Annotated in this window: 25 protein-coding genes and 2 pseudogenes; 17 read left to right on the top strand and 10 right to left on the bottom strand. The window is 54.5% G+C overall.

Annotated features, from left to right (window positions below; all coding sequences use genetic code 11):
• Positions 1-9 precede the first annotated feature (9 nt).
• From J3482_RS02915 to J3482_RS02905, 3 genes are all read left to right on the top strand, one after another.
• A complete protein-coding gene (locus tag J3482_RS02915; protein WP_146824065.1) occupies positions 10-558 on the top strand; it encodes a peptidylprolyl isomerase in 549 nt (182 codons plus the stop codon).
• 83 nt (positions 559-641) lie between these two features.
• The gene (locus J3482_RS02910) at positions 642-947 is read left to right on the top strand and encodes a hypothetical protein (RefSeq protein ID WP_236017823.1); all 306 of its coding nucleotides are present in this window, start codon (positions 642-644) and stop codon (positions 945-947) included.
• Positions 948-1041: 94 nt separating this feature from the next.
• A complete protein-coding gene (locus J3482_RS02905) occupies positions 1042-1830 on the top strand; it encodes an SDR family NAD(P)-dependent oxidoreductase (protein ID WP_146824064.1) in 789 nt (262 codons plus the stop codon).
• 23 nt (positions 1831-1853) lie between these two features.
• Here the strand turns inward: J3482_RS02905 and J3482_RS21220 are convergent, their stop codons facing one another.
• Genes J3482_RS21220 through J3482_RS02895 form a run of 3 tightly spaced genes read right to left on the bottom strand, consistent with a single transcriptional unit; the run spans position 1854 to position 3356 of the window.
• Entirely contained in the window at positions 1854-1982 is a 129-nt protein-coding gene (locus tag J3482_RS21220) for a hypothetical protein (RefSeq protein WP_268884541.1), read from the bottom strand.
• A 37-nt stretch (positions 1983-2019) separates the two neighbouring features.
• On the bottom strand, positions 2020-2985 hold the full coding sequence (locus tag J3482_RS02900; RefSeq protein ID WP_146824063.1) for a DUF4097 family beta strand repeat-containing protein: 966 nt from the start codon (positions 2983-2985) through the stop codon (positions 2020-2022).
• A gap of 5 nt (positions 2986-2990) precedes the next feature.
• Complete coding sequence (locus tag J3482_RS02895; protein WP_206916792.1) at positions 2991-3356, bottom strand: DUF2089 domain-containing protein; 366 nt, start codon at positions 3354-3356, stop codon at positions 2991-2993.
• Between the two features lie 143 nt (positions 3357-3499).
• Between J3482_RS02895 and J3482_RS02890 the strand changes: the two genes are divergently transcribed.
• The gene (locus J3482_RS02890) at positions 3500-4360 is read left to right on the top strand and encodes a 3-hydroxyacyl-CoA dehydrogenase family protein (protein ID WP_206922021.1); all 861 of its coding nucleotides are present in this window, start codon (positions 3500-3502) and stop codon (positions 4358-4360) included.
• On the opposite strand, the gene J3482_RS02885 is transcribed toward J3482_RS02890, so the two are convergent.
• Both J3482_RS02885 and J3482_RS02880 read right to left on the bottom strand, forming a co-directional pair.
• On the bottom strand, positions 4357-5310 hold the full coding sequence (locus tag J3482_RS02885; protein ID WP_146824061.1) for a malate dehydrogenase: 954 nt from the start codon (positions 5308-5310) through the stop codon (positions 4357-4359). The genes J3482_RS02890 and J3482_RS02885 overlap by 4 nt on opposite strands.
• Before the next feature lie 95 nt (positions 5311-5405).
• Positions 5406-6842 (bottom strand): NOL1/NOP2/sun family putative RNA methylase, encoded by a 1437-nt coding sequence (locus tag J3482_RS02880; protein ID WP_223204233.1) that lies wholly within the window; start codon positions 6840-6842, stop codon positions 5406-5408.
• Positions 6843-7274: 432 nt separating this feature from the next.
• On the opposite strand from J3482_RS02880, the pseudogene queF reads away from it, so the two are divergent.
• Positions 7275-7619: pseudogene (gene queF / locus J3482_RS02875) on the top strand (preQ(1) synthase); the annotation flags it as partial.
• Positions 7620-7766: 147 nt separating this feature from the next.
• On the opposite strand, the gene panD reads toward queF, so the two are convergent.
• The gene (panD, locus tag J3482_RS02870) at positions 7767-8165 is read right to left on the bottom strand and encodes an aspartate 1-decarboxylase (protein WP_146824060.1); all 399 of its coding nucleotides are present in this window, start codon (positions 8163-8165) and stop codon (positions 7767-7769) included.
• Between the two features lie 108 nt (positions 8166-8273).
• On the opposite strand from panD, the gene J3482_RS02865 reads away from it, so the two are divergent.
• From J3482_RS02865 to trxA, 6 genes are all read left to right on the top strand, one after another.
• A complete protein-coding gene (locus J3482_RS02865; protein WP_328702638.1) occupies positions 8274-9461 on the top strand; it encodes a YheC/YheD family protein in 1188 nt (395 codons plus the stop codon).
• Positions 9462-9657: 196 nt separating this feature from the next.
• A complete protein-coding gene (locus J3482_RS02860; RefSeq protein ID WP_146824555.1) occupies positions 9658-11628 on the top strand; it encodes a DUF8725 domain-containing protein in 1971 nt (656 codons plus the stop codon).
• Positions 11625-12554: an ABC transporter ATP-binding protein gene (locus tag J3482_RS02855; protein ID WP_146824556.1), complete on the top strand. Its 930-nt coding sequence runs from the start codon at positions 11625-11627 to the stop codon at positions 12552-12554. The genes J3482_RS02860 and J3482_RS02855 overlap by 4 nt, the downstream gene beginning before the upstream one ends.
• A 2-nt stretch (positions 12555-12556) precedes the next feature.
• On the top strand, positions 12557-13396 hold the full coding sequence (locus J3482_RS02850) for an ABC transporter permease (protein WP_146824557.1): 840 nt from the start codon (positions 12557-12559) through the stop codon (positions 13394-13396).
• Positions 13397-13522: 126 nt separating this feature from the next.
• Complete coding sequence (locus J3482_RS02845) at positions 13523-14617, top strand: sodium:calcium antiporter (RefSeq protein ID WP_146824558.1); 1095 nt, start codon at positions 13523-13525, stop codon at positions 14615-14617.
• A gap of 132 nt (positions 14618-14749) precedes the next feature.
• Entirely contained in the window at positions 14750-15067 is a 318-nt protein-coding gene (gene trxA, locus J3482_RS02840; protein WP_021298239.1) for a thioredoxin, read from the top strand.
• A 76-nt stretch (positions 15068-15143) separates the two neighbouring features.
• On the opposite strand, the gene gap is transcribed toward trxA, so the two are convergent.
• The gene (gap, locus tag J3482_RS02835) at positions 15144-16211 is read right to left on the bottom strand and encodes a type I glyceraldehyde-3-phosphate dehydrogenase (protein WP_146824559.1); all 1068 of its coding nucleotides are present in this window, start codon (positions 16209-16211) and stop codon (positions 15144-15146) included.
• A gap of 411 nt (positions 16212-16622) precedes the next feature.
• Between gap and J3482_RS02830 the strand changes: the two genes are divergently transcribed.
• From J3482_RS02830 to J3482_RS02820, 3 genes are all read left to right on the top strand, one after another.
• Positions 16623-17444 (top strand): pyruvate, water dikinase regulatory protein, encoded by an 822-nt coding sequence (locus J3482_RS02830; RefSeq protein ID WP_146824560.1) that lies wholly within the window; start codon positions 16623-16625, stop codon positions 17442-17444.
• Positions 17441-20182, top strand: coding sequence for a pyruvate, phosphate dikinase (gene ppdK / locus J3482_RS02825; protein WP_223204291.1), 2742 nt, complete (start codon positions 17441-17443; stop codon positions 20180-20182). Before J3482_RS02830 ends, ppdK begins: the two co-directional genes overlap by 4 nt.
• Positions 20183-20283: 101 nt before the next feature.
• On the top strand, positions 20284-20970 hold the full coding sequence (locus J3482_RS02820; RefSeq protein WP_146824562.1) for a CBS domain-containing protein: 687 nt from the start codon (positions 20284-20286) through the stop codon (positions 20968-20970).
• Between the two features lie 570 nt (positions 20971-21540).
• On the opposite strand, the gene J3482_RS02815 is transcribed toward J3482_RS02820, so the two are convergent.
• The gene (locus J3482_RS02815) at positions 21541-22833 is read right to left on the bottom strand and encodes a glutamate-1-semialdehyde 2,1-aminomutase (RefSeq protein WP_438938574.1); all 1293 of its coding nucleotides are present in this window, start codon (positions 22831-22833) and stop codon (positions 21541-21543) included.
• Between the two features lie 228 nt (positions 22834-23061).
• Between J3482_RS02815 and J3482_RS02810 the strand changes: the two genes are divergently transcribed.
• Positions 23062-23550: a glutathione peroxidase gene (locus J3482_RS02810; protein WP_146824564.1), complete on the top strand. Its 489-nt coding sequence runs from the start codon at positions 23062-23064 to the stop codon at positions 23548-23550.
• Positions 23551-23609: 59 nt separating this feature from the next.
• Here the strand turns inward: J3482_RS02810 and J3482_RS02805 are convergent, their stop codons facing one another.
• Complete coding sequence (locus J3482_RS02805) at positions 23610-24473, bottom strand: LysR family transcriptional regulator (protein WP_223204292.1); 864 nt, start codon at positions 24471-24473, stop codon at positions 23610-23612.
• Position 24474: 1 nt separating this feature from the next.
• Between J3482_RS02805 and J3482_RS02800 the strand changes: the two genes are divergently transcribed.
• The gene (locus J3482_RS02800; RefSeq protein ID WP_206916772.1) at positions 24475-25509 is read left to right on the top strand and encodes a YbfB/YjiJ family MFS transporter; all 1035 of its coding nucleotides are present in this window, start codon (positions 24475-24477) and stop codon (positions 25507-25509) included.
• 181 nt (positions 25510-25690) lie between these two features.
• A complete protein-coding gene (locus J3482_RS02795) occupies positions 25691-26224 on the top strand; it encodes a GNAT family N-acetyltransferase (protein ID WP_206922019.1) in 534 nt (177 codons plus the stop codon).
• A 36-nt stretch (positions 26225-26260) separates the two neighbouring features.
• Here the strand turns inward: J3482_RS02795 and J3482_RS02790 are convergent.
• Positions 26261-26592 (bottom strand): annotated as a pseudogene (locus tag J3482_RS02790) (transposase); the annotation flags it as partial.
• Positions 26593-26786: the final 194 nt, after the last annotated feature.

Below are 26786 nucleotides of genomic sequence, written 5' to 3'. Positions count from 1 at the left end.
GGTGACCAGATGGCAGCGAATAAGCAGTATCAGCACGAACCAGAGATGCAATTGATTAAAGGCGCCCGATACGAGGCGATTGTCCATACGGGGCTTGGCGAGTTTACGATTGAACTGCTGGCGAATGAAGCGCCGAAAACCGTCAATAACTTCGTCTTTCTCGCGCGCGACGGCTACTATGACGACGTGATTTTCCATCGCGTCATTCGTGAATTTATGATTCAGGGTGGAGACCCGACAGGTACCGGTCGCGGCGGTCCAGGGTACCGATTCGCGGACGAATTGCCCCCGGCCCTGCCCTATGAGCCAGGTGTGGTCGCCATGGCAAATGCTGGTCCAAACACGAACGGATCGCAATTTTTCGTATGCACTGGTGAGATGAGTCGCAACTTGAATCAGCAGCCGAATTACACTGTGTTTGGTCGCGTGACCTCCGGGATGGACACCGTGATGGCGATTGCCTCGCAGCCTGTTCAGCGCGGCGCGATGGGCGAGCCGAGTCAACCTGTCGATCCGGTGCACATTCAATCGGTCGAAATCGTAGAGTATACTGCCTAGTTTCTTTGGTGGGCAGGCATCCGTCCATTCGTTTTTTCCCTCGCGCCATAGAGTAAAGCAAACGCGCGAGGGGGGAAGTAAGGTTGGCAAACATTCGTGCTTTGGCGATGAAACACATCGGTCGACCGGTGGTTGTCCATTCGGTTTATGGCGTTCACCGCGGTATTTTGCACCATGTCGACCAGAATGGAATGTATTTGCGCTTATACCAAGGCGGCGGCAGGACCGTTAGCGCTTCCGAGAAACTGTCTGTGAAGACACTCGACTCGGTTGGCGGGAAGAATGTAGACGCCGAAGAAGTTTTTTGGCCACTGTTCTTCATTCCGTTTGCCGCTGCGCTCGCGTTGAGCCCTTGGGTGTGGGGCTGGGGCTGGGGCCCGTACTGGTAAAGGTTCGTGGCGCATGCGCTGGAGGGATAGGCGGTTTGCTTTGCCGCGTATCCCTCACAGTTGCGGCGCTTCGATGCTGAAAGGAGGACAAGCCATGTCTGCAAAAACCGCGTTTGTGACGTCCGCTGGCAAGGGACTCGGGCACGCCATGGTGTTGTCCTTGGCGAGAGCAGGTTGGAACGTCTCGTTTACATACGGCGAGAGTGCAGAGGAAGCCAGGCAACTGGTCGAGCAGGTGCAGCGCGAAGGGGGAAGCGCATTCGCCATCCACTGTGACTTGTTTGATAGAACTTCCGTTCTTCAGGCGATAACTGCGGCAAAAGCGCAATTTGCCTCGATTGATGCACTGGTTCACAACTTTGGCCCGTTTGTGTTCGAGCGGAAACCGCTCGCAGATTATGATGAGGATATGTGGCAGCGGATGATGCATGGAAATCTCACGAACTTCTTTTGGCTGTACACAGAGCTCATTCACGATATGCGTAGCCGCCGCTTCGGTCGCCTCATAACTGTCGGCTACGACGGCGCGGGGGAGGCACGCGGTTGGCGCTTTCGCGCTGCATACGCGGCAGCAAAAGCCGGGTTGGCGGCGCTCACGAGATCAGTTGCGAGAGAAGAGCGGGCGTATGGGATTACGGCGAATATGGTTTGTCCAGGCGATATCCGCGGCGGCGACAAAATGAAAATGTTTGAAGACGTCGCAGGAGAGCTGACAGAAGAAGGGCTACGTCCGCCAGTGGGCGAGGATATTGCTCGGGCAGTGACTTGGCTTTGTCATCCGGACAGCCAAGAGGTGAACGGCACGGTGCTTGAGGTGACCGGCGCCCGAGAAATTTTGGCGCGCGACGCTCTGACGACAAATCGGGCAGGCCTGCAGAAGTGATTTCCGCTGACCCGCCCACATTTTTATTCCGTGTCTTGCGGATCTTCTTCTGGCGTGCTTTTCATCGTCTTGCGGATGGAACTCGTAACGCGCCACGTCAGATAGAGTGCGAACAACACGGCGAGTGCGAAATAGAGTTCACTCTGGCGCACATGGAACCTCCTCACGAACAGTGGGTATGATGATTCATCACTGTACGTTAATTCTTCCGTTTTTTGTCTCTAGGTATACGGATACGGAGGGGGTCACATCATCCGTCATTTCTTTCGTGCGAAAACTACACGAATTGCGGCGATGCTCAGACGAGTCACTGACGTCCAGGTCAGGGTGGCTGATTTGTATCGTACCTGCAGCAGTTATCGCCTTTCCGCGCACGGGTGTATCGCCAGGAATACCCCGTACTTGGATAGAGCCATTGCGCGATTCGGCGTAGACTTCCTTTGTGCGCACGGACAACGAGTCGTGTAGCACAATTGATCCGTTCTGTGTCGTCGACCGCAATATGTCCGCCTCACCGTGATGGATGTGAATTTGTCCATTGGTGGATTCCACGTTGATTGTGGTAGCGCACGCACGGTTGATAAAGATATCGCCGTTGCGGGTTTCCACAGTGATATTGTCTAGCGTCTCGGGGACATAGACATCGATGCGGATACCGCCGACACGCGCTCCATCGACGCGGTGAAGAAGCCGCAAATCGACTTGGTGCTCGGTTTCGCTGATGACCATGGCTTGTTCCAGTAATTCTTTGGCCTTGTCCTGTTCGTCGGCTCGGACATCTGCTTGAATGTACAGGCGGATATATGGTGCTGACCAGCGCTCGACGCGGACGCGACCATTGCTGGCGTTTACCCGTAGTGCCTGTATATCTGTGGCGAATTCCCGTTCAACGGCGGTAGCAATGTGGTCGCCAAACGATAAATTGGCGAGATTCGTCTCTAACCCGCGGCGTAGTTCAGTCATACTTTGTGCAATGACACTCGACAGTTGTGAGCCGATACTTTTCAAATCGTTGGTCGCCTTGTCCCAAGAAGCTTTGCTTTCTGATTTGTCCTTCGATTTTTCCTGCAGTGCGTCAAGCAGTAAATCTGCTTGTTCGACCGTGAGTTTTCCTTCTGCGACGAGTTCGAGAATTTTTAGTCTCTCTTGCATCATTCGATTCAGCCCTTTCGCAATTTCTCTAGTGTCTCCTCAAAACTGAGTTCGCCATGCTCAAACTGTACGATGGCGTCGAGTCCGGTGGATGATTCTTCTGGCTTAGATGGATGGTAGCCAAGATGTTGAATCACTTCGTCGAGTCGCGCGCGAACCGTGGGATAGGAAATGCCCAGTTCTCGTTCGACTTCGCGAATATTGCCGCGGCACTTGAGGAAGACCTCGACAAAATGGAGTTGCTGCGCGGTCAAGTGGAGAAGGGGGCTGACCGTGAAGTGCCCCTGCACCTGTGTATCGCATAGGGGACAGTGAAGTTGAGTCACTTGCATTGCGGAGTCACATGCCGGGCAACGCAACGGAATTTTTGACACTGAGTTATCACTCCTAAAAATCATTTAGTTTCATGTTAACATATTCAAAGTATAAATAAACATCAATGATAAATTGGCAGATCTAAAAAAATTCCGATTCGGCGGTTGCTTTATGACATAATAGACCTACGGAGGGGTGTGTCATGGAAGTGACTTCAATCGGAGTCGTTGGCGCTGGACTGACGGGGAGGGGAATCGCACAGGCCGGTGCTACGAAAGGCTATGATGTGTTTTTATACGATATTGATGCGGATGCAGTGGACGGTGCGTTATTCCAAATTGGCCGGCGTCTGGCGTCGGAAGCGCGCAAAGCGAGAATTTCTCAAGATGAGAGCGAGCGCGTAATTCGGCGCATTCGGGCTTGTACAGATTTGGATATGCTTCGAGATGTTCATCTCATCATTGAAGCAGTGCCCGAGAAGATGGAGACGAAACAAGCGGTTTTTCGCGCGTTGAGCCTGATTTGTTCGCCGCGGACAATCTTTGCGACCAACACGTCAGGGTTGTCTATCACGGAATTGGCAAGCGCCACGGATAGACCGGAATCATTTATCGGTATGCATTTCTTCCATCCAGTTCCGGTGATGAAACTTGTCGAGTTGATTCCCGGCAGTGAGACAAACCAAGAGACGCTAGATGCAGCGAAAACTGTTTGTGAGCGCATGGGCAAGCAGTGTATTGAGGTGAAAGAGGCCCCGCTATTTGTCGTCAATCGCATTCTCGTGCCGATGTTGAACGAGGCTATCTTTGTCTTGCAGGAAGGATTGGCAACGGCGGAAGATATCGATACCGGCATGCGACTAGGCGCCAATCACCCAATTGGGCCACTGGCGCTTTCGGACATGGTCGGATTGGATACGTTGCTCGAAACCGCGTCCACATTGCATCGGGAGACGGGCGACACGAAGTACCGCCCGCCACAATTGCTGCGACAAATGGTACGTGCAGGTAAGCTCGGACGCAAATCAGGCGTCGGCTTTTATGACTACCGCGACGGAGTTTAATCCGTGGCGGTCGTTGTTTTTTTCCAGTCGTCGTAGGTCTGTTGCATCGACGCTGCAGAGGCGGCGAGTGCCTGGTGTTCGTCGTCTGTCAGTGGCAGTTCGAGGATTTGCTCGACGCCTCGGTGTGATAGGCGAACAGGCAAGCCAATAAATACGTGTTCGTGTAGCCCGTAGGCGCCGTTACTGCGCACAGAAACTGGCAACACATGGCCGGTGGGGGATTTTAAGGCATCTATCATCGTGACCACAGCGCGCGCAGGGGTTACGGATGCACCATGCGTTTTGAACTTTTCCATAATCTCACCGCCGCCAAAGCGTGTGCGGTGAACGGCGTTTGCCCATTGGTCGTCGGTCAAGAAGTGACTCGCTGGAATGCCGCCGATGGAGGCGAACTCGCGTACGGGCACCATGTGGTCGCCGTGGCCGCCCAGGACCATCGATGTAATTTGTTTGTGGCTGATCCCGGTCAACTGGTGAATCATATGGGATAAGCGCGCACTATCGAGAATGCCGCCTTGCGCCATCACGCGGTGTTCGGGAAACCCTGTTTCTTCGAAGACAATGCGTGCGAGGATGTCGGCGGGATTCGTTAGGACAATGAGGGTCGCGTTTGGGCTGAGGGCGCGAACGGATTGACTGATTTGCTGCATCACCTTTGCGTTGGTGGCCAACAAGTCTTCGCGGCTGAGCCCCGGTTTTCGACCAATCCCGGCGGTAATCACCACGACATCAGAATCTGCTGTCAACGCCGCTTCGGCGCCGCCGATGACTTGTGTATCGGAACCGAGGAGGGCGCCTGACTGGCCGACATCCAAGGCCTTGCCTTCGGCCAGGTCTTGTTGCACATCAATGAGCACTACAGTTCCATAACCTCTTTGCACGAGCAGTTCGGCAATCTCTCCGCCAGTACCACCGGCACCGAATACGCTGATTTTCCACCCGTTTTGCATTGTAACTCCCCCATTCTCGCGGCACCGTGACAAACACTCGGGCCTAGTGAAGGTGCTTTGATGTGTTTCATAGTCGTGATTGTTGCGCTAGTTGATTACGACAATTCAACCAAGCCCGTTTTGCGCCACCCTTTCGGATACAAGTTGTTGATACGTCCTGGTACCGCTTTGCCCCATCCCAAACATAGGCCCGCATGCGCCACCACGACGAATCCCTTCATTTGTGTCGGATTGGCGAGCGCATCGCCGGCGATAAAGCGGATGGCTGCCTGTTCGTCGACCGTCACCGTGCGGACAAAATCGCTCGGGTGGCCGCGCAGTGCTAGGCCGTGCAGCGGCTCGATCCGGTTCGCCCCACGCTTCGCCAACGGTGTCCCTGGCCGCAACACACGGATTCCTGAATATGGAAGACTTTTGAGTTCATCACTAAAGTAGATATCCTTATGCAGAAGTGGTTTCTGAATAGACATCTCCGAACCGGCATAGACATCGGCGAACCACGTGTTGAATTCCGCGTTGGATGATAGCGAAGTTCGTCTTGACGCCGCCTTTTTGTGCGGGGAACGTGGATGTACGTCGATTCCTGCGGGCACGTGCTGTTTTCCGGTGTCTCCCTCTGGCTTACGCAAACGGGCGACGAAATGTCCCTCGCCACGCGCCTGATGTGGCCAGAGACGACGTGTGCGCAGCAAGCTATCGCGACCATCCGCGAAATCGGGTCGACCCGGCGACCAGTGTGGCAGGTCTGGCAGTTCTTCTACGGACATCCCGAAGGTGTCCTCCAGCCAGGCGACAATCTGTTCATTTTCCATTGGGTTAAACGTACATGTCGAGTAAATCAGGCGACCGCCAGGGCGCAGCATGGACACGGCAGACGTGAGAATGTCCCGTTGGCGCGTCGCACAACGTGTTGGTGTATCGTCTGACCACTGTGTGAGCGCGGATGGGTCTTTTCGAAACATCCCTTCGCCCGAGCACGGCGCGTCGACCAAAATGGCGTCAAATGCATCTGGCCATGCCGCCCCAAGCTCGGCTGGAGATGCGTTGGTCACGGCTGCTGCTGTCCCCATTCGCTCGAGGTTTTCCGCCAGAATGCGGACTCGTGCGGGGTGGATCTCGTTGGCGACAAGCTGTCCCAGATCTTTTTGTAGTCGCGCGATGGCGGTGGTTTTGCCGCCGGGGGCTGCGCAGAGATCGAGAATGCGTTCGCCAGGCTGTGGATCCAACGCTCGTGCAATGGCCATGGCGGACGGCTCTTGAATATAAAACGCGCCGACCTCGTGATATACGGTCCGGCCGAGTATAGATTCCTGGTCGATATAGAACCCCAAAGGCAGCCATGGGATGGATCCGTTGAAGTGCCTCTGTACCGCCGGGGGAATTGGATTGGACGTGTGCGTTGGTTCGTCTATAGACCACTTATCAACCCGCACGCCGCGCGTCGGAGTTTCGCGAAATGCCGCAACAAAATCAGCCCACTCGGCCCCCAGGAGTGGTTTCATCATCTCGACAAATGCCTTTGGCAACTGCAATGGATTCTGTCCTTTCCACCAAGTTCATGTCGTATTCGACCTTTATCTTCTCCTTAGCATACCACGGTGGGTGACGCGTGAAAGCTTCGCGCGATGAAGTATCCAGGTGGGTCTGTGAACAACACGGTTTGAAACTCAAGATTGCTTCTTAATGAAAACACCATATGAAGCGATAATTTCCTTTGTGTCTCGACCGACTTTCTCCGGAGCATCTACGACCTCATCACTTATAAGGTCCCAAAATGAGAAGAGAAGGCTTTAAAAACGGCTTAGGATTGCGCGTTTGGGCGTACGTCTGTATATTGGTACGGGGTGATCTCTGGACTTGTCCATTGCCACTTCCATGCACGATACGCCGTGCATGAACTTCCATGCACGATACTTCCATGCATTATGCGCATGCACTTTTCCGATAGAGAGGATTGAATGGATATGTTGACACAACCGACCAAAGAACTCGTGACCGTTCCTAACCCACACCCAAATCGCGTTTATACGGTGGAAATGGAGTGTGCCGAATTTACCACGCTGTGCCCGATGACCGGACAACCTGATTTCGCAACCATCTATATCCAATATCAGCCGGCTGAAAAGATTGTGGAGCTCAAGTCGTTGAAATTGTATCTTTGGAGCTTTCGCAACGAGGCAAATTACCATGAGGCATGCATCAATCGCATCCTGGATGATTTTGTTGCGGTCAGTCAACCGCGGTATGCGAAAGTGGTCGGCGATTTTACGATTCGCGGAGGCATTCACACGAAGGTTACGGTCGAATATACCGCTTAAGTGCGAAAGCCGCAGAACACTGTACTTCCCCACAGCACATCAGGACGTGGGCTGTGGGGAAGACAGCGTGCTTCTGGAGGTGTGTCTTGTATAATCCTCTTTTCTTTTTTGAGCCACCGGAAGCAGTGTGGTGGTTTCTCATTCCCCATCGGCGTCCGGCATCTCTTCAGATGGCTTGTGTGTCACAATTGAAGAAATGCGATTTTGGTCGTCGACGAATACCACCTTTGCTTCGAGGGCATTCCATTCCTCGTCATCCATCCACCCCATGGAGAGCACGATGATTTTATCGCCGGGCTGAAATAACCGCGCCGGTGGACCGTTGAGACACACTGCGCCGCTGCCTTTGCCGCCGGCAATCGCATAGGTTTGCCACAATTGCCCGTTTGATAAGTTTGTAATTTGCACCAGCTCGTAAGGGCGGATGTCTGCCGCCTGCATCAAGAGCGGATCGAGCGTAATACTCCCCATATAATTTAAATCCGCCTGGGTGACGGTCAGTCGGTGTAGTTTCCCCTTGCAAATTTTTCTTAGCAATTTCTGCACCTCCCGTAATACTTGGAATGTTTATTAGACAGGAGCATTGACCCGCCACAATCGACCCTACATATAATGTGCTGGGCATTGCATCGAGGTGATGAAGTGGTGGCAGGTTCGACAGGATATATTGGTGTGGCAACAACCGCTTTGCCAAGGAAGCGGCAAATTGCAGGAAAGTCCATTACCCGACCGTCGATGCAGTATATTCGGTTGGCGCATAACGCATTCGGCCGCGGGGCGCATTTGTATCTGTTTGATCCACAGAAAGTGGATTGGTCCACTGGGCAGGTGCGGGCCTGGGTCCCGGTGAATCCCGCTGATCCCAGAGGGAATTGGGTGTTGAGGATACAGCGATTGCCAGATGTCATTTATGAAAATGTCTATGTCCACCTAGCCGTCAAAGGGTATTCGGACAGATTGCGCCGCGAGGCGAGAAAACGTCGCATTCCTTTGTACAATCCTGTGTTGCCAGGAAAGTGGCGCATGATTGAAGTGCTGCGTTCCAACGACCTGTTGGAGTTCACACCGGAAACGGAGCGTCTGCGCAGTGTGTCGCAGGGGATGCAGCGAGTCGCGCAGTGGGGCGTCGTCTACATTAAGCCCATCGGTGGATATGGCGGTATGGATGTCGCGCGTGTGGAGCGCTTGGGGCCGAATCAGTACCGCGTCAGTGTTGATCGGACTAAGCGGCAGACCGCACAAATGCGCATGACGATAAGTGAACCGCAACTTCGTCACTGGATGGAGCGCCGTTTACAGCGTCCTCATATTGTTCAGCGCGGGCTCAACTTGATGTCTGTGAATGGGCGCAAGGTGGATTTTCGCGTCGTGCTCCATCGTGACGGATTTGGCGATTGGCAACTCGTCGGCATCATTCCAAAAGTTGCCCAGCGAGACGGTGTCGTCACAAACATTATCGCGGGCGGCGAGCGCATGGATGTGGATAAACTCAACGTCATGGCCGCACGTGAAGGCAAGCGCATCCCTGTGGAGGAACTGGAGTCGCGGGCCAAGCAAATCGCCTCGGTCCTGTCTCGCAGGCATCCAACGGTGGGTTTGGTTGGTTTTGACATGGCGGTTGAGGAAAACGGAAAAGTGTCGATGATTGAAATGAATCCGAAGCCCGCCCGGTCGCTGCTCTCAGTGCCGATGTTGGAACAGCTTGCCGGTTATACGGTTGGCTTTGCGCTCTTCCTGGCGCGGCGCAACCGGAAGTCGGGCAGTGTGACGGGGGCACCTGGCCACCGCGAAGAAACAGCCCGGATGTTTGTTGGCGGGCGGGCAGGACGCTGAAATGTGGGGGTCCATCGTCGCAATGGGCCCTCTTTTTGGGAAGTGATTGATTTTGTCGAGTTTCCTCGAACGGGTGCAACGATTACAATGTAGGAGAACGATTGACCTATCGAAGTTGCAGCCCATATGAAGGGAAGATGGCATGAACGGTCAAATCATGCACAGCGGCGCCAGAGCGCACAGGAGACGACGCGGGATGCACTTGTTTTGCTTGCAGTCTCTCATTCGCTTCTTTTGCGGCGCGGTACTGGCCCTTGTGGCACCTACGACGGTGCTGGCCGCCACGGCGGCGGACAAGCCTACGATGTATATGAGCGCGACCGCCGGGTATGGCGGTTATTATATTCAACAAGATTGGGTTCCTGTTGCGGTGACGATTCACCATGTCGGCGCGAAAGAAGACGCGACACTGACTGTGCAGGTCGGCGATGCGCTCGTTGGAGGACGACGTTTGGGCGGGGGACTGACGTGGCACGTGCAACTCCCTGCAAACGGTTGGGTGACGACAGAGATTGACGTCCCGGGTGTCGTTCTCGCAAAGGGCGCGTCGGTGACGTGTTCAGCAAATGGACAACCGCTGTATACCGCTGCACTCAACGGCAATTCGGTCAATCACGTCGCGCTGGTCGCCGTGTTGGCGAACCGCAGTCAATTCACGCAGTTTTTGGCGGGGTCGAGCACAAGTGTAAACCCAGTGTTACCCGTGGCGCTAAACCCCAATTTGGTGCCTACGTCCGTTAATTTGTTGAGCGGCCTGACGGCAGTCGTGACGACGGTCGACACTTTGTCGCGGTTGTCTGCCGCACAACAAGAGGCGCTGTACAACTGGGTGGAGCTCGGCGGCCTACTTGTCCTGTCGGGCACCGGTCAGGCGCCGGCCAAGTGGCAGTCGAGTGTGCCGTTAAAGCCAGGTGCAGAGAAAGACGTACCTGGGACGCTTATCGCCCAGTTTGCGAATAGTGCCGGATTGGATGCGAATGTGCCGGTTCAAGTCGGCGGTATCGCCGCGACAGCGAGGTTGTGGGCTGGCAGCAATCAGCGGCCGCTTTTGGCGAGCGAGAACTTGGGGAGGGGCCAGGTCTGGCAGACTGCTTTTTCGCCGATGGATCCGAACCTGCTCGGCTGGTCGGGCAATCCACTGTTGTGGACGGCGATTTTCAAGGATGGCGTCGCTGGGGCGGGTTCTGGCCTCGCGCACCTGTTTAGTGACTCGGTGGCGCAAAATCTCGCGTCTGTCGGCGATGCTCTGGCGCCGCTGCGCGTCCCTTCACTGCCTGTGTTTGCGGTCGTTTTCGCCGTGTATCTGCTCGTGATTGGACCCATTTTGTTTCTCGTGTTGCGCAGATTTCGCCGCGCGCACTTTGCGTGGGGGCTGCTGCCTATTTTCAGCGGGATCACGACAGTCGGGATTTATTTGTTTGGCGGCACCGAGCGGCCGAGCGGGTTGTTGATGGATGGCGTTGGCGTTTTAGATCTGAGCGGCGATGGCAAGGCGGAATCCTATGGCGTCGAGGCGATTATGTCCCCATACCCAGGTGGACTCGATTTCTCGTTGCCAAGTCAAACGCTCGCTGTGCCACTGTCTGTGAACGATGTCCTGCCTTTAAGCGACGCAGCGGTACACTATGGCAATGCGGATACGAATGTGCAGTTTCGCAATGTGGGTCGCTGGCACGTTCGGTATGTGTACGCTGCACACCTGGATAATCACAGTGGACAGATTGACACGAATCTGAGCAGTGCCTACGGTTTGCTCTTTGGGACTTTGACGAACGATACGCCATATCCACTTGAGCACGTCGCGATTGTCTGGCAAGACCACATGTATCATCTCGGCAGCATGAAGCCGGGGCAGACGGTAGAGTTAGATCCCACGTCGGGCACGACGACAAAGCAGTGGATTTCGGACTATGGCACGTACAACCGGGACTTGACACATGGCATTGGGCGGTCCTTAGGGGCGTATTTGGGTCAATTCTCCTCGAGTGTGACCACGGCATCGGACGATGCGGAAAATGCGAGTGCGATGGTCATCGCGACGACGGACAAGCGTACGTCGATGTTGCCGACACCGACCGTTGCGCAAGATGTGAGTAGTGATAAAACGCTTGTCCTTGTACGTCAATATGCGGATGTGAATCCGGGCATAGGAGGTCCGTTGCCGTGATTCTCACACAAAACCTTGTGAAGCGGTATGGCAAGATGGTCGCCGTGAACGAGATGAACCTCTCTGTCGACCGGGGGACGGTGTTTGGACTGGTCGGGGAGAACGGCGCGGGGAAGACGTCTACCTTGTCGATGTTGGCCACGTTGTCGACGCCGACGGACGGTTACGCCTATATCAATGGTTACGAGGTATCGCGTAATCCTCGTGAGGTGCGCAGGTCGATTGGCTATATGCCGGACTCTTTTGGCGTCTACGACGAACTCACGGTAATGGAGTATTTGCGATTTTTCGCGGATTGTTACGACGTAGATAGGCGCTTGGTGCGCTCACGGGCCGAGGAACTCCTCGAACGCGTGCGCCTCACTGATAAGCGCAATACCTACGTGAATGCGCTGTCCCGAGGCATGCAGCAGCGTTTGGAAATCGCCCGCTGCTTGATGCACGACCCTGAAGTTTTGATTTTGGACGAGCCGTCATCCGGGCTTGATCCCAGATCTCGCATGGAGATGCGCGCTGTTTTGCAAGGGCTCCGGGATATGGGCAAGACCATTGTCATTAGTACGCACATCTTGCACGAACTGGCGGAGGTGGCCGACGAAATTGGTATCTTGCGCAAGGGGGAACTGGTCGCTGTCGCTGCAATTCAGGTCATGTTGCAACACTCGAACGCTTATCGCACGCTCGTCTTATGTTCCCAGGGAGATGACGACGGGATGATGCGTGTGTTGGCAGAGGACAAACAGGTGTTGCAGGTGGAGCGTGGACGTATGGGGGTCGAAGTGCTCTATGCAGGGACGCATACGCAGCAGGCCGCGCTGTTGACACGGCTGGTTGAGACGGGCGTGCGCCTGACCCAGTTTACGGAGAAGCCAACAGATATTGAGGATTTGTTTTTACGGCTCTCGGCTGTGCAGGAGGGAATGTGAGCATGCGGACCAACCCGCTATTGGAAAAGGAATTTCGACAACGGATGCGAACCATGCGCACACCTGTGATTATCACGGGATATGTCCTCTGTATGGTGATATTGACGTTTTTTTTGCTCTATGAAAATGTCCAGGGACAGTTATATCTCGTGCAGCCGACGAAGAGCCAACAGGTGTTTGTCATTTTGAGTTTGCTGCAGATGGTCGTCGTGGCGTTTCTCACACCTGCCTTTGCGGCAGGGGCCGTCAGTGGTGAGCGTGAGCGCAAGACCCTCGCGGTTCTCCTCACGACCCCATTGTCGCCAATTGGCATCTTGCTTGGTAAGATTCTCTCTTCGAGCGCGCTATTGGTGCTTCTGGTCGTTGTCACACTGCCTGTGTACAGTTTGGTGTTCCTGTACGGCGGGGCTGTACCCCAGGAGTTAATTGCCGTCTTAGGTTTTCAATTGTTCACGATTGTGATGATTGCGACGCTGTGTGTGCTGTTCTCGACGATTGCCTTGCGTTCGACCTGGAGCACGGTGCTTTGTTATGGCACGGTCTCTGTGATGATGGTAGTGTTTGGTGCGGTGGGGTATGGGCTGAAGATGATGTATCAGCAAAACCCGATTGAGTTGTTCAGCCTGCATTGGGCGAATTTTATTCTGGCCCTCAATCCGCTCTACGTGGAAGCTTCACTTGAAGGGGCGGTGGCAGGAACAGGACGAGATTGGCTGACGTTTATTTGGTTTTATGTCGTCGTGAATCTCGTGTTGCTCATCCCCAGCCTCTGGCGCTTGCGTCCACAATGGTTTTCGCGACTGCCTGGCGGCAGGAGCCACACGGAAAAGCAGTATCAATAGAACGTCAAGAATTTGCGTGTGAACGATTTTCGGAAACGCTGGAGACTGGCTCCGGCTTGTCATATTCCAGACGGCATCCGCGTACGGTCTAAGGACAGGCGTGATGTAGTCTGGAGGGGATCTGGCTTGGTACTGGTTGTGCAAATGATTTTTTCGTTGGCCATGATTCTGTTTGGTGCAGAATTGTTCACCAACTCGATTGAATGGCTGGGCCGCAAGCTTGGGTTAGGCCAGGGTGCTGTCGGTAGCGTTTTGGCTGCAGTCGGCACTGCACTTCCAGAGACGGCCGTGCCGATTACCGCGATTGTCTTTAGTCAGTCACACCAGGCTGAACAAGTGGGCATCGGGGGGATTCTTGGCGCACCCTTTTTGCTCGCGACGCTTGGCTCACTCGTGATGGCTTGTGCGCTGATTTCCTTTCGTTCAAAATCTACCGGATACCTCCTGCATGTCGGAAAGTCGTCGTATCAGCGGGATAGCGTGTGTTTTCTCGTGGCTTACGCGCTTGCGATGTTTGCCGGCCTCGTGCCCACGGAGACGACCCACCAAATTATCCCCTTGTTACTCATCGGAGTTTACATTGTCTTTATCGTCCTATCGGTGCGTGATAAATCGGACAGACTTGAATCGGATGAACTAAAGCCCCTATATATTCAACGGAAAACAACGACCCCCAGCCTCACGGTCGTCTTTGTTCAATTGTTTATCGCCTTGGCTCTGATTGTCGGCGGCGCACATACGCTCACGGGCGGCGTCGAACGGATTGCTGTGCGCGTGGGGATGCCGACGTTCGTCTTGTCGGCGCTCATCATCCCGCTCGCGACGGAATTGCCGGAGACGCTCAACAGCGTGGTGTGGATCCGCCAAGGGAAAGACAGTCTCGCCTCTGGCAATATCACGGGCGCCATGGTCTTTCAAAGCACACTTGTACCGGCCATTGGCATTTGGATGACACCATGGAACTTCACGTCGGATGCGTTACTCACAGCAATTCTCACGCTTTGCGCTGCACTTTTCACGTTCTTGATGTACCGATTCTACAATCGCCTGACACCCTGGATGTTGCTCGTGTCGTCGTCACTATATTGGGTGTTGCCGATGCAAACGATGGCCTCGCGCTATGGCATGCACCGCTTTTATTGGATTTTCGGACTGCTCATCACTGCGAGTCTGTTATTAGCTTTCATTTCGGACAGGCGGGCAAACAAATTGCGCTATTAACCGTTTAAATGGCGCTTGATTGTCTGATTTGGGCATGTCGCTTTTGGGCATTTGTTGGTCTGCGCGATATATGTTCGACGCCCGATTGTGGTACAATAACCCCTGTGGTCATTTAAGAAGGGAGCGAGAATATTGGCAACGCAAAAGGTAACAGATGCCGACTTCGCGTCGTTTATTCAATCCGATAAACCAGTCCTGGTGGATTTCTGGGCTACATGGTGTGGGCCTTGCAAAATGATGGCACCTGTTCTTGAAGAGGTGTCAGACGAATATGCCGATAAGCTGGTCGTTGGCAAGCTGGATGTGGACGAAAATCCACAAACTGCGGGTCAATTTGGTATCATGAGCATCCCGACACTGTTGGTGTTCAAGGACGGTCAAGTCGTCAAGCAATTGATTGGCTATAAGCCGAAGGATGACTTGGTTGCGCAACTGAGTGACGTGATTTAAGTCACTGCAGTCAGACGGTGTTATCAATCGAATTGAGGAGCCATTCCGTATGCGGGATGGCTCCTTTTGTGTTGATTTAATAGACGTCGCTTTGCCAAGCGTAGAGTCCGCGTGGAATCGTCTGTTCAGCGCGTTTGGCTTCGTCTATCACTTTTTTGGCGAGATCGACTATCCGACAAGAGTATCCCCACTCGTTGTCGTACCACGCGAGGATTTTGACGGTGTGATTTTCCATCACAATGGTCGATAAGCTATCCACAATGGCCGAATGTTCGTTGCCATTAAAATCGATAGATACGAGTGGTTCACGACAAATGTCGAGGATGCCGCGCAGTGAGCTTTGTGCCGCCTGTTGTAACACGGCGTGAACCATCTCGACGTCGACGTCGGTTTGTAATCCCAGCACGGCGTCGACAATCGAGACGTTTGGCGTCGGTACGCGCAGTGCCAGCCCGTGAAGGCGTCCAGCGAGCTCCGGGATGACCTGTCCAATTGCTTTGGCGGCGCCGGTTTCTGTCGGGATGATGGATTGGGTGCATGCGCGAGCGCGGCGAAGGTCGTGATGTGGATTGTCCTGATTGAGTTGATCATTTGTGTACGCGTGAACCGTTGTGACTAAGCCACTTTCTATTCCAAACGCGTGATGGAGCACGTGGACGACCGGAGCCAAGGCATTGGTCGTACATGATCCGCCTGAGAGAATGTGATGCCGACTGTCGTCATACACGTGGTCGTTAACGCCCATAATCACGGTCAAATCCGCCCCGGGTTCCCCTTTCATCGGGGCTGTGACAATCACCTTTTTCGCCCCTTGCTCAAGGTGAATGGCGGCGCCCTCATATGTGCGATAGGCGCCAGTCGCTTCAATGACAATGTCTACCCCAACTGCTTCCCAATCTAGCGCATGTGCATCCCGCGTGCAGAAAAATTGGATTTCCCGCCCGTTGACGACACAGCCACGGGCCGTCGCCTGAATCGGTATCGACCAGGGGCCGTGGATGGAATCGTGTTTCACGAGATGCACGAGCGTGGCTGGGTCTGCCGTACCGTTGACTGCGACGACGTCGAGATTGAGTTCTAGCGCCTTGCGAAATACCATGCGTCCAATGCGGCCAAAGCCATTGATGCCAATTCGACCTTTCATATGAAGAACCGCCCCTTGCTGTCATGTTATCGGTTGTAAAGTAATCCGTTGTATCGATGCAAAACCTCACGTCAATGACACGCTATATAAATAAATAACACATCATAAATACAAATGGTATGGATGAATTGTGTTGAGTTTTTGAATTGTTTGTTCTGCGTTGGCTGTTTGTGTGCAAAAATCGCTTGAAATACGCTGTCTGGCGATTCATTTGGTGGTATGAGAAATTCAAATGTCGAATATTTGTGACTTCACAAATTAAATTTGTGATGTATTATAATGCTCAAACGAGAATATATGATGTCATAAATGGTGGTGGAGACATGTTCGTATGCACTGCAGATGCCGTCCTCGGATGGCGGTGTGGTAGGTCGGTCGCGGCCATTCAGTTGGGGTTGGGGGGAGGTTTCAATGAACCATCCACGACCGGTCGTCTATGTCGTGTCTGATTCGGCCGGTGAGACGGCAGAGGCGGTGGTTCGAGCTGCAGCCAGTCAGTTCAATCACGGTCGCCTCGTCCTTCGCAGGGTGGCCAACGTCCACGAACTGTCGGTCATTGAGGATACGTTGTTGCGCGCGTTCGAGGAAGGTGCCGTCGTCGCGTTTACGATTGTCGTGTCGCAGCTGAAGGAGTATTTGCGCACGCGTGCGGAGCAGTTAGGCATCTTGACAGTGGATATTTTAAGCCCGATGATGTGCGCACTGGAAACGGTGATTGGTCAACCACCTTATGCGAAGCCTGGGCTCGTGCATCAACTTGATGCGGAATACTTTCGCCGAATTGAGGCGATTGAGTTTGCTGTGAAATATGACGATGGGCGAGAGGCGCGCGGATTGCATCAGGCGGATGTCGTATTGGTCGGCGTATCTCGAACTTCGAAGACGCCTTTGAGTATCTATCTCGCACATAAGGGACTGAAAGTGGCAAATGTTCCTTTGGTACCTGAAGTAAATCCGAGCGCGATACTCAATCTGCAGGCTAAGGAGAAGATCTTTGGATTGACCATCCGCCCTGACAAACTGGCGCTTGTTCGTCAGGAGCGGCTGAAGATGATGGGGCTTGGCGTCGAAGCCAGTTATGCGAGCTACGAACGAATTTTAGATGAACTTGAGTTTGCGGAATCTGTGATGAAGCGATTGAACTGTCCTGTCGTCGACGTGAGTGACAAAGCCGTCGAGGAGACAGCGGCCATTATTTTGGAATGGATGGGTCGAGGGGAGCGATATTTGTGAACAAGTGGGCATACGCGTTTGCCGAAATTGAAGATTTGGACAAATACATGTTGGGTGGGAAAGGCGCCAATCTCGCGGAGATGACGCGCGTGGGTCTGCCGGTACCGCCGGGCTTTGTCATCACCACGCGCGCTTGTCATGCGTTTCGTGCGCACGGTGGTGCGCTGTTGCCCGATATGGTGGATGAGATTGCGCAGGAGATTCGCAAGTTGGAACGTGTGACGGGGAAAGGATTCGGCGCGGCAGCTAATCCGCTGTTGGTTTCTGTTCGCAGTGGCGCGCCGATTTCTATGCCGGGTATGATGGACACGGTGCTCAATCTGGGTTTGAACGACAGTACAGTGGTCGGCCTGGCAAAGAAGACCGCGAATGCGCGCTTTGCTTACGATTCTTATCGCCGGTTTATCCAGATGTTCGGCGATGTCGTCCTAGGCATTCCTCACTACAAGTTCGAGCAAATCTTGGCGGACGTCAAGCAACAAGAAGACGTCACAGCAGATCAGCACTTGACCCAAGACGCGCTCCAGCGCATCGTGGCCTTGTACCTCAAATTGGTGGAGCAAGAGACGGAGCGACCGTTCCCACAGGATCCGATGGAGCAGTTACATCAGGCGATTGGCGCGGTCTTTGGCTCATGGGATAATCCGCGGGCTATCGTCTACCGACAAATTCACAATATTCCAGATACCTTGGGGACAGCTGTGAACGTTCAGTCGATGGTGTTTGGCAACATGGGGGAGGATTCTGGTACGGGTGTCGCCTTTACCCGCAACCCATCGACTGGCGAACGAGGCGTCTTTGGAGAATACCTGACCAACGCCCAGGGGGAAGATGTGGTCGCGGGGATTCGCACGCCGAAGCCCATTGCGGAAATGGCGCGGGATTTGCCGGAGATTTACGAGCAGTTCCTCGGCGTGTGCCGACAGTTAGAGGAACATTACCGGGATGTGCAAGATATTGAATTTACCGTCGAGCAAGGAAAATTATATATGTTGCAGACGAGGAGTGCGAAGCGTACTGCACAAGCGGCTGTGAAAATCGCCGTCGACTTGGTGAATGAAGGACTCATTACGCGGGAGACGGCGTTGTTGCGGGTTGACCCGGACCAACTTGTCCAACTCCTGCACCCTGCCATTGACGAACGCGCTGCGACAACGACGCTGGCGACGGGCTTACCTGCGTCGCCAGGGGCCGCGTGGGGGCGCGTAGTGTTTGAGGCGGATGACGCTGCACAGTGGGTGAAAAATGGCGAGCAGGTTCTTCTCGTGCGCACGGAGACCACACCGGAGGACATTCACGGGATTCAGGCGGCTGCTGGAATTCTCACTAGCCGTGGCGGAATGACAAGTCATGCGGCTGTTGTGGCGCGGGGCATGGGGAAACCGTGCGTGTGTGGATGTGACGCGCTGACGATTGACTCCTCGAATCGGGCGTGTGTGATTGGCCATCAGGTGGTCAAGGAAGGTGACATCATTTCCATCGACGGTGCCACGGGACGTGTATTTTTCGGCGCGGTACCGGTTCGCGAGCCGGAGTTGTCGGAGGAATTTAAGACGTTGCTACAGTGGGCGGACGAAAGTCGCACGCTGAACGTTCGGGCGAACGCAGACAATCCTGAGGACGCGTCGCGGGCTCGGGCATTTGGTGCCGAGGGCATTGGTCTTTGTCGGACGGAGCATATGTTCATGTCGGCAGATAGAGTCCCTGTCGTGCAGTCGATGATTTTGGCAGGCAGCACTGTAGAACGGGAGCAGGCGCTCGAACGGCTGTTACCTATGCAGCAGGGGGACTTTTATGGCATTCTCAAGGCCATGGACGGTTTGCCTGTTACGATTCGTTTACTCGATCCGCCCCTGCACGAATTCTTACCGAGCCTGGAGGAATTAATCGCCCGGCGCGCCACGTTGTTGGCTTACCTGGATAAGCCGACGGCCACCGACTCAGACGCCGACGACGCACGGGTGCAGCGCCTCAATGCGGAGTTGGCGGAGGTTGAAACGATGCTCGCAAAGGTGCGCGCGCTACACGAATTGAACCCGATGCTCGGCCATCGCGGCTGCCGACTCGGGCTTACGTTCCCGGAGATCTACGAGATGCAGGCGCGCGCCATTTTTCAGGCGACCGCCCAGCTTCTGCAGGAAGGCTTGCACCCGATGCCAGAGGTGATGATTCCACTTGTGGGACACGTCGAGGAATTGCGGCGGATGCGTGCGCTCGTTGAACGCGTGGCGCGTCAGGTGGCGACTGAACAGGGCATCGAGCTACATTGCCCCATCGGGACCATGATTGAGGTGCCGCGCGCAGCCTTGACGGCGAATGAAATTGCGACAGAGGCGGAATTCTTCTCGTTTGGCACGAATGACTTGACGCAGACGACCTTTGGTTATAGCCGTGACGACGCAGAGGGGAAATTTCTGCAGACATACTTACACGACAAGGTGCTATTGGAGAATCCGTTTGCCGTGCTCGATGTTGACGGCGTTGGCGCGCTCGTCGCCATTGCTGCCGAGAAGGGGCGCCATGTTCGGCCTAACTTAAAACTGGGCATCTGTGGCGAACACGGCGGTGAAAAGCACTCTATCGCGTTTTGTCATGACAACCAACTCAATTACGTGAGTTGCTCGCCGTTTCGCGTACCTATTGCTCGGCTGGCCGCAGCACACGCGGCGATTCAGCGCACGCGGCGTGAGTCAGTATCTGAAGAGGGCGCGTTGGCGCGCGTGGTCTTGTCCCAATAAGTGGCTTCCATCCGGCATATTCGGCGTATTTTGCCGCTGAGGGCGTGGGGCGCACTGTTTCCCCTGATAGCTGGTGTATACTGAAGTACGACGAAAAGAATTTGCGCGAAGCCGGAAAGGGGGGAGCCACCATAGAACTCTCTTCTCGCCAAAAGGAGATTCTTCGGTTGGTTGAGACCCACGAACCGATTATCGCGGAACAGCTTGCTGAATTGTTGGGCGTGAGCAAGCCGACGATTCGGTTCGACCTTTCTTTACTGGTGACGCTAGGGTACTTGGACGCGAAACCAAAAGTGGGCTACTTTATTGGCAAAGGCAGGAACGGACAGAGTGAATCGGTTCAGAAATTGTTGTCTACAGAGGTGCAACACGTTCAGTCCGTCCCTGTCGTCGTACGGGAAGTAACCTCTTTGTACGATGCGGTCGTCACGTTATTTTTGGAAGACGTGGGCAGCCTCATTGTCACAGATGAGTTCAATTACCTCAGTGGCGTCGTGTCGAGAAAGGATCTCCTAAAGACACTTCTGGGCAACACGCAGGCGACGTCTATCCCGGTCAGTATGATTATGACGCGGTTTCCAAACGTAGTCACGGTTAGCCCAGAAGATACCATACTCGATGCCGCACGAAAAATGGTGAACAATAAGGTGGATACGCTGCCTGTAGTGGAGCCGGTGGATGTCACCTCGCAGGATTCCGGGGATTATCGCCTGCACGTGGTCGGACGGGTCACTAAAACGACGATGACAAAAGTCTTGTTAGACCTTGCGTCGCCGGGTCCGCAATAGCCAGGAAAGCTGAAGAGCTGCGGACGGGGCCCACCATGGGCCCTATGTCGCGTTTTCGTGTGGGTGCGATTGCACAAGGCGTGTTTTAGATTCCATTCGCATGGGCATTTTGCGCGGGGAGTGGGCGCAGATTCACGGGTTGCAGGCTACTCCTTTGCAAGGTTCGTCGTTGCGCCAATCATGGCTGTCCGCGGAACATGGCTTTTTCAGCGAAAGTGGGGATCGTCAGTGCGTTGACGGTCCCCACTTGTATCTGCCAAGACGCCTAATTCACGCGTCATCGGGCTTGGTCATGGGCGGGTGACCGTGCTATCCCACCTGACATTTTCATGCAATGGTGCATCGTCAAATGTCTTGTGGGGGTGATGACATGCGTTCCCCGAACGACTCCAACTACCCAGTCCATCCGCGTAAGCACATATCACACTGGCCAATGGCACCCATTTCGCGTCCGATTGTTTACATTGACAGGTATATTTATGTCGATATTCCGCGGCACTACTTTGTACCGTCGCACCAAACTATCGTGGTCGACTCTCGCAATCCCTATCGGAAAAGGCCGAAGACGGATTAAGCGAGTCCCTGAAACACCCGGTCAATTGCGTCGCAGGTTTGCTCGATATCTTCGTCCGTGTGCACGGCAGAGACGAACCACGCTTCGTACTTTGACGGGGCGATAAGGATGCCGTTGTCCGCCAGCAAGTGGAAATAGCGCGCGAACTGCTTGCTGTCTGTCGCTTGGGCGTCGTCGTAGTTGTGTACGGCGTGGTGGCCAAAGTAGACTGTAAATGCGCCGCCGACCCGGTTGATGGTGATGGGCACATGGTATTTGTCCGCCGCTTCATGTGTCACCTTCACCAGCCGCTCGGCGCGTTTTGCCATCGCCTCGTAGAGCCCCGGTTGCTGCAGGACGCTTAGGCAGGCGATGCCAGTGCGCATCGACAGTGGGTTGCCGGCCATGGTGCCAGCTTGGTAGGCAGGACCCAGTGGTGCGACATTCTCCATGATGTCACGCCGACCGCCGTAGGCGCCAATGGGCAATCCGCCGCCGATGATTTTGCCCAGCGCATACAAATCTGGGTGCACGTCGTACAGTTGGGCAGCGCTGCCGTAGTGGAAGCGGAATGCCGTGATGACCTCGTCGAAAATGGTGAGGGCGCCATGGTGGTGGGCGAGATCAATCACCGATTTCAAATACGTGTCATCTTTTGGCGCGACGATGCCAAAGTTTCCGACAATCGGTTCGACGAGTACCGCAGCGACGTCGTGCCCGTGTGCAATGAGCGCTTGTTCGAAGGCGTCCAGGTCATTAAACGGCACCGTGATGACCTCTTCGGCTGTCGCCTTCGTCACACCGGCGCTGTCGGGGACGCCCATCGATGACGGGCCTGAGCCGGCTGCCACGAGCATCGCATCGGAATGGCCGTGGTAGCAGCCTGCGAATTTGATAATGCGCGTGCGACCGGTGTAGGCGCGCGCCACGCGGATTGTCGTCATAACGGCTTCCGTCCCCGAATTGACGAAGCGGATGCGCTCCAAATCCGGAATCGCCTGTCGCAACTTTTCGGCGAACAGCACCTCTGATGTCGTCGGCGTGCCGTAAAGGACGCCATCCTCGGCCGCTTCTTGGATGGCCTTGGTGATTTCCGGGTGCGCATGACCTAGGATGGACGGGCCATATCCGGCCAAGTAGTCGATGTATTCGTTGCCGTCGACGTCGTAGAATTTAGATCCCGCTCCACGCGCCATCACAATGGGCGTCCCGCCGCCGACCGATTTATAACTTCTTGAGGGGCTGTTGACGCCGCCTAATATGACCGCTTCTGCGCGGTGAAACCACAGTTCGGACTGTGCTCGATTGATAGACATGGTTGAATCTCCTTCAATTGTACTCATGCAGAGGGCCGGTCGTGGCCGGCATACGCAAAAAACCGTTGCGCCTGCGCGTACTCGTATGTCGGTGTCTAGCACCTCTCCCAGCGTAGCAAACTGGCCGTGGGCGTCAAGTCGGAGATGTGGGGGATGAAGGAATTGGTGTCTTTCAACCGAATTTGAATCACATGAGGAATCTCAGCAAAGAGGTGATTAGGCATGAGCGTGTATGATTTTACGGCGAAGCGCATTGATGGCTCAACACAGTCCTTGTCAGAGTATCAGGGGAACGTGTTGCTCATCGTCAACACGGCGAGTAAGTGTGGATTTACCCCGCAATACGAAGGGCTCGAAGCGTTATATCGAAAATATCAGGATGAGGGATTTGTGATTCTCGGATTTCCATGTAACCAATTCGGTAAACAGGAACCTGGTTCGGAGGCGGAGATTGCGCAGTTTTGCCAGGTGACGTACGACGTGACGTTCCCGATGTTTGCGAAGATTGATGTGAACGGGCGAAATGCGCATCCGCTGTATCAGTACTTAAAATCGGAAGCGGGCGGGGTTCTGGGCAGCCAGGCCATCAAGTGGAACTTCACGAAATTTCTGGTCAATCGACAGGGAAAAGTATTGAAGCGCTTTGCGCCCACCGTGTCGCCAAGCGAACTTGAGCAAGATGTTGTGGAGGCCCTGCGGGAGCGCGCGTGAGTGCGATGGTGACGGCCTTGTGTGTCACGACTCCCTGCAGCCTCCATTTAATGGGTTCCTTACATACATTGAACCGCCTCAATAAACTTGGCCAACGCCGCAGAGAGAAATGCATCCTTGCGGCGAATCAACACCGTCGGGACACGGCCGTACTCGTCTGGAAGATAGCTTACGTCGACAACGTAGCGACTCTGTTCAACGACCGACTGCGGGACCATTGAGATGCCCATGCCGACAGCTGCACAGCCTAATATCCCATCCAGTGTCCCCAGTTCTATTACCTGGCGGGATGTGATGCCGACGTGATCTAAGTATTGTTCGAGGCGCTTTCTGTATGAGCACCCCTCGCGAAACGCGACAATCGTCGCGTTATCCGTCGGTGCGAGTTCGAGGCGGCCGTCACGACCGATGAGCACGAGTTGTTCTTCGATGACGGCGACCGTCTCAAGCTGTGGATGTTGAACGGGCCCCGCGACAAACGCAGCCTCGATGTCATCGTGCAAGACGGCGTTTATCAATTCATTGGTCGATCCCGTCTTTAGCACCAACTCGACATTTGGGTACGCTTCGTGATATCTCGCTAAAATCCCGGGCAGTCGGGTCGCCGTCGTCGTTTCCATGGCGGCAATGCGCAGTTGTCCACTGGGTGTCTGCGTATCTTGGAGGGCGCGTTCGGCCTCGGAACACAGTGCCAGAATTCGTTGTGCGTAGTGGAGTAGCGTCTCACCACTGGACGTCAGCGACACGCCCCGCGGACGCCGACGGAACAGCGGTGTGCCCAGTGTGCGCTCCAAGTGCTGGATGCGGGCGGTGATGTTCGATTGAACGTAGCCGAGCTGCTCAGCGGCCTTGGTCACACTTTTCGTCCTCGCTACGGCAGTGAAAATGGCCAAGTCTCGCAATTCCACAAGGACTGCAATCATCTTGTTTATTCAACAATCAGCTGTCAGTGACCACCCGCGTAACGTGTGGCCGTCGCTCTTTGGGGGTGCACTTGCGCTGTTTGTCGCCATGGGTGTCAGTCGCTTCGCATATACACCCATCTTGCCGTTGATGCAGGAAGAGACCCATTTTTCGAGCGCCATGGCGGGCTACCTTGCATCGAGTAATTATTTGGGATATCTTTTCGGCGCTTTCGTTGCAGGATTCGTCTCGTGGCTACACCGCCATCGTCAGTTCGCGTTTCGATGTTCGCTTTGCCTGTGTATCGCGACAACCGGATGCATGGCTGTGACGTCTCAAACTTGGCTTTGGCTGATTGTGCGACTGTTGTCTGGTCTATCGAGCGCTGTGGTGTTTGTGATGGTGTCGAGTATTGTGATGGATGAATTGGCCAGGCACAATCGTCAAGCGCTGTCGGGTGTCGTCTATGGCGGCGTGGGTCTTGGTATCGCCGTAACGGGCGCATTGGTTCCTGCAATCAATCATGCTTTTGCCTGGCAAGGCACTTGGCTTGGCATGATGGTGTTGAGCATTTGTCTTGGCATCCCGGCCATGGAGTGCATTCGGGTGCCCAGAACGGCGGCGAACGGGCAGCCGACCGAAGCTATATCGCATGCGGTTGCGAACAAGCGGTTGTTCTCATGGCTCATTGTCGCCTATGGTTGTGAGGGTCTAGGATACATCATCACAGCCACATTCCTCGTCGACATGGCGTCGAGCCAGCCGGCATTGCACAAGTTTGCACCTTATCTTTGGGTGGTGGCCGGGATGGCCGCTATGCCCTCGTGTCTGTTTGGATCCATGTTGGCCCGCCGCTTCGGCGACGTTCAAATCCTCGTGGTAGCTTATTTATTGCAGGCGGTTGGCGTACTCTTGCCAGTTGTCACCCCGAATGCCTTCGCTGGATGTGCGGGTGCCATTCTGTTTGGCGGTACGTTTATGGGGATCACCGCTTCCTGGATATCCATTGGGTCAACTATGTCTACGTATAAATCTTTCGACTCAAAAATCAAGTAGTTCCCTCCGCAGGCCGACGTGTGGGAAGCGATTGGGACTGGTGGTAGAGCGGAACAGTGGGGTGTCACGTTCAGCCCGCTGTTTCCTGAGCTACCACGTCCATCTATGTTATATGATAATTGTACTAGTTTTTCGGATTTTTCGATCATTCGCGAAACACAGCGAACAGGAGGGAACCGTGATGACGGTTTTACAGACAGAGCGGCTCATCCTACGGCGTTGGACAGAAAATGATGTCGCGGCCATGGCAGCGATTAACGCCGACGACGAAGTGATGCGTTGGATAGGCAAAGGGGTACCTGCAACCGTGGATGAGACGAGGGAGGCCATCGCCCGCTGGGAGTCGGGATGGGAGGAGCGGGGGTACGGTCTATTTGCGGTCGAAGTGCGCGAAACTAAGCAACTCGCAGGTTTTGTCGGTCTTTCTGTGCCTACGTTTTTACCGGAAGTGCTGCCAGCCGTAGAAATTGGCTGGAGACTCGGTCTTCCGTTTTGGGGACTTGGCATCGCGACAGAGGCGGCTAAGGAAGTCTTGCGTTTTGGTTTCCAGGACTGCAACCTCGACGAAATTATCAGCATTTGTCAAGTTGGCAATCACGCGTCAGAGCGCGTGATGCAGAAAATCGGCATGCGATTCGAGCGCGAGACGATAGATCCGTCTGCACAGCGTCCCGTGCGCGTGTATGTCGTGGGTGGTGTTAAAACGGCGGAATAGAAGGAACTCATCGTCCTTGAAATCGACATCGAAGCCAATATGTGGACTTTGGCGTGTGGGCACGCCATTTTCAACCATCTCCTTCAGCTCCAGGACAAGAGCTTGTTCACTACGTTGATATCGACTGAACAACTCAGTTGAAAACGTACCGTTTCGAAGCCGGGGAACGCGAAGGACAATCCGCCCCACTCGAGTTGTAAGGCACGTTCACGCGTCCCATTTCGATATTCTTGACGTTCTTCACAACGCTCATAAGGCTCTGCTTTCAATTGCTCGCTTGCCTGCACGTCCAACACCTGGCTCAGGACTTGTTCTAATAATTTGGCTGCACCTTGCGAAGACCAACTTGTTGCGCTAACGTGTGCCAGTGGGCCCGTGAATGCGGGAAGCGCGTGACGTTCGACGTTGATATGGAATGGGGACAGAGGGGGCCGCTTGCGAGCTGGATTCCCTCTTTTTGTCCGAAGGGGTGTCTAAGGTGGCTCATTCTCGTAGCGCAATGCTGCGTACATGTGGCTCATTTTTCAACATGATTTCAATATCATAGATCTAAAAATCTATC

It is taken from the genome of Alicyclobacillus suci (assembly GCF_017329615.1).
Classification (GTDB): Bacteria; Bacillota; Bacilli; order Alicyclobacillales; family Alicyclobacillaceae; genus Alicyclobacillus; species Alicyclobacillus suci.
The sequence above is the reverse complement of the archived record's forward strand: the minus strand, read 5'-3'. Positions and strand labels throughout refer to the sequence as shown.

Coding starts and splice junctions, on each gene's coding strand:
- J3482_RS02915 (WP_146824065.1), top strand. CDS start 10: ATGGCAGCGAATAAGCAGTATCAGCACGAACCAGAGATGCAATTGATT.
- J3482_RS02905 (WP_146824064.1), top strand. CDS start 1,042: ATGTCTGCAAAAACCGCGTTTGTGACGTCCGCTGGCAAGGGACTCGGG.
- J3482_RS02900 (WP_146824063.1), bottom strand. CDS start 2,985: ATGATGCAAGAGAGACTAAAAATTCTCGAACTCGTCGCAGAAGGAAAA.
- J3482_RS02890 (WP_206922021.1), top strand. CDS start 3,500: ATGGAAGTGACTTCAATCGGAGTCGTTGGCGCTGGACTGACGGGGAGG.
- J3482_RS02885 (WP_146824061.1), bottom strand. CDS start 5,310: ATGCAAAACGGGTGGAAAATCAGCGTATTCGGTGCCGGTGGTACTGGC.
- J3482_RS02860 (WP_146824555.1), top strand. CDS start 9,658: ATGCACTTGTTTTGCTTGCAGTCTCTCATTCGCTTCTTTTGCGGCGCG.
- J3482_RS02850 (WP_146824557.1), top strand. CDS start 12,557: ATGCGGACCAACCCGCTATTGGAAAAGGAATTTCGACAACGGATGCGA.
- gap (WP_146824559.1), bottom strand. CDS start 16,211: ATGAAAGGTCGAATTGGCATCAATGGCTTTGGCCGCATTGGACGCATG.
- J3482_RS02830 (WP_146824560.1), top strand. CDS start 16,623: ATGAACCATCCACGACCGGTCGTCTATGTCGTGTCTGATTCGGCCGGT.
- J3482_RS02810 (WP_146824564.1), top strand. CDS start 23,062: ATGAGCGTGTATGATTTTACGGCGAAGCGCATTGATGGCTCAACACAG.
- J3482_RS02805 (WP_223204292.1), bottom strand. CDS start 24,473: ATGATTGCAGTCCTTGTGGAATTGCGAGACTTGGCCATTTTCACTGCC.
- J3482_RS02795 (WP_206922019.1), top strand. CDS start 25,691: ATGACGGTTTTACAGACAGAGCGGCTCATCCTACGGCGTTGGACAGAA.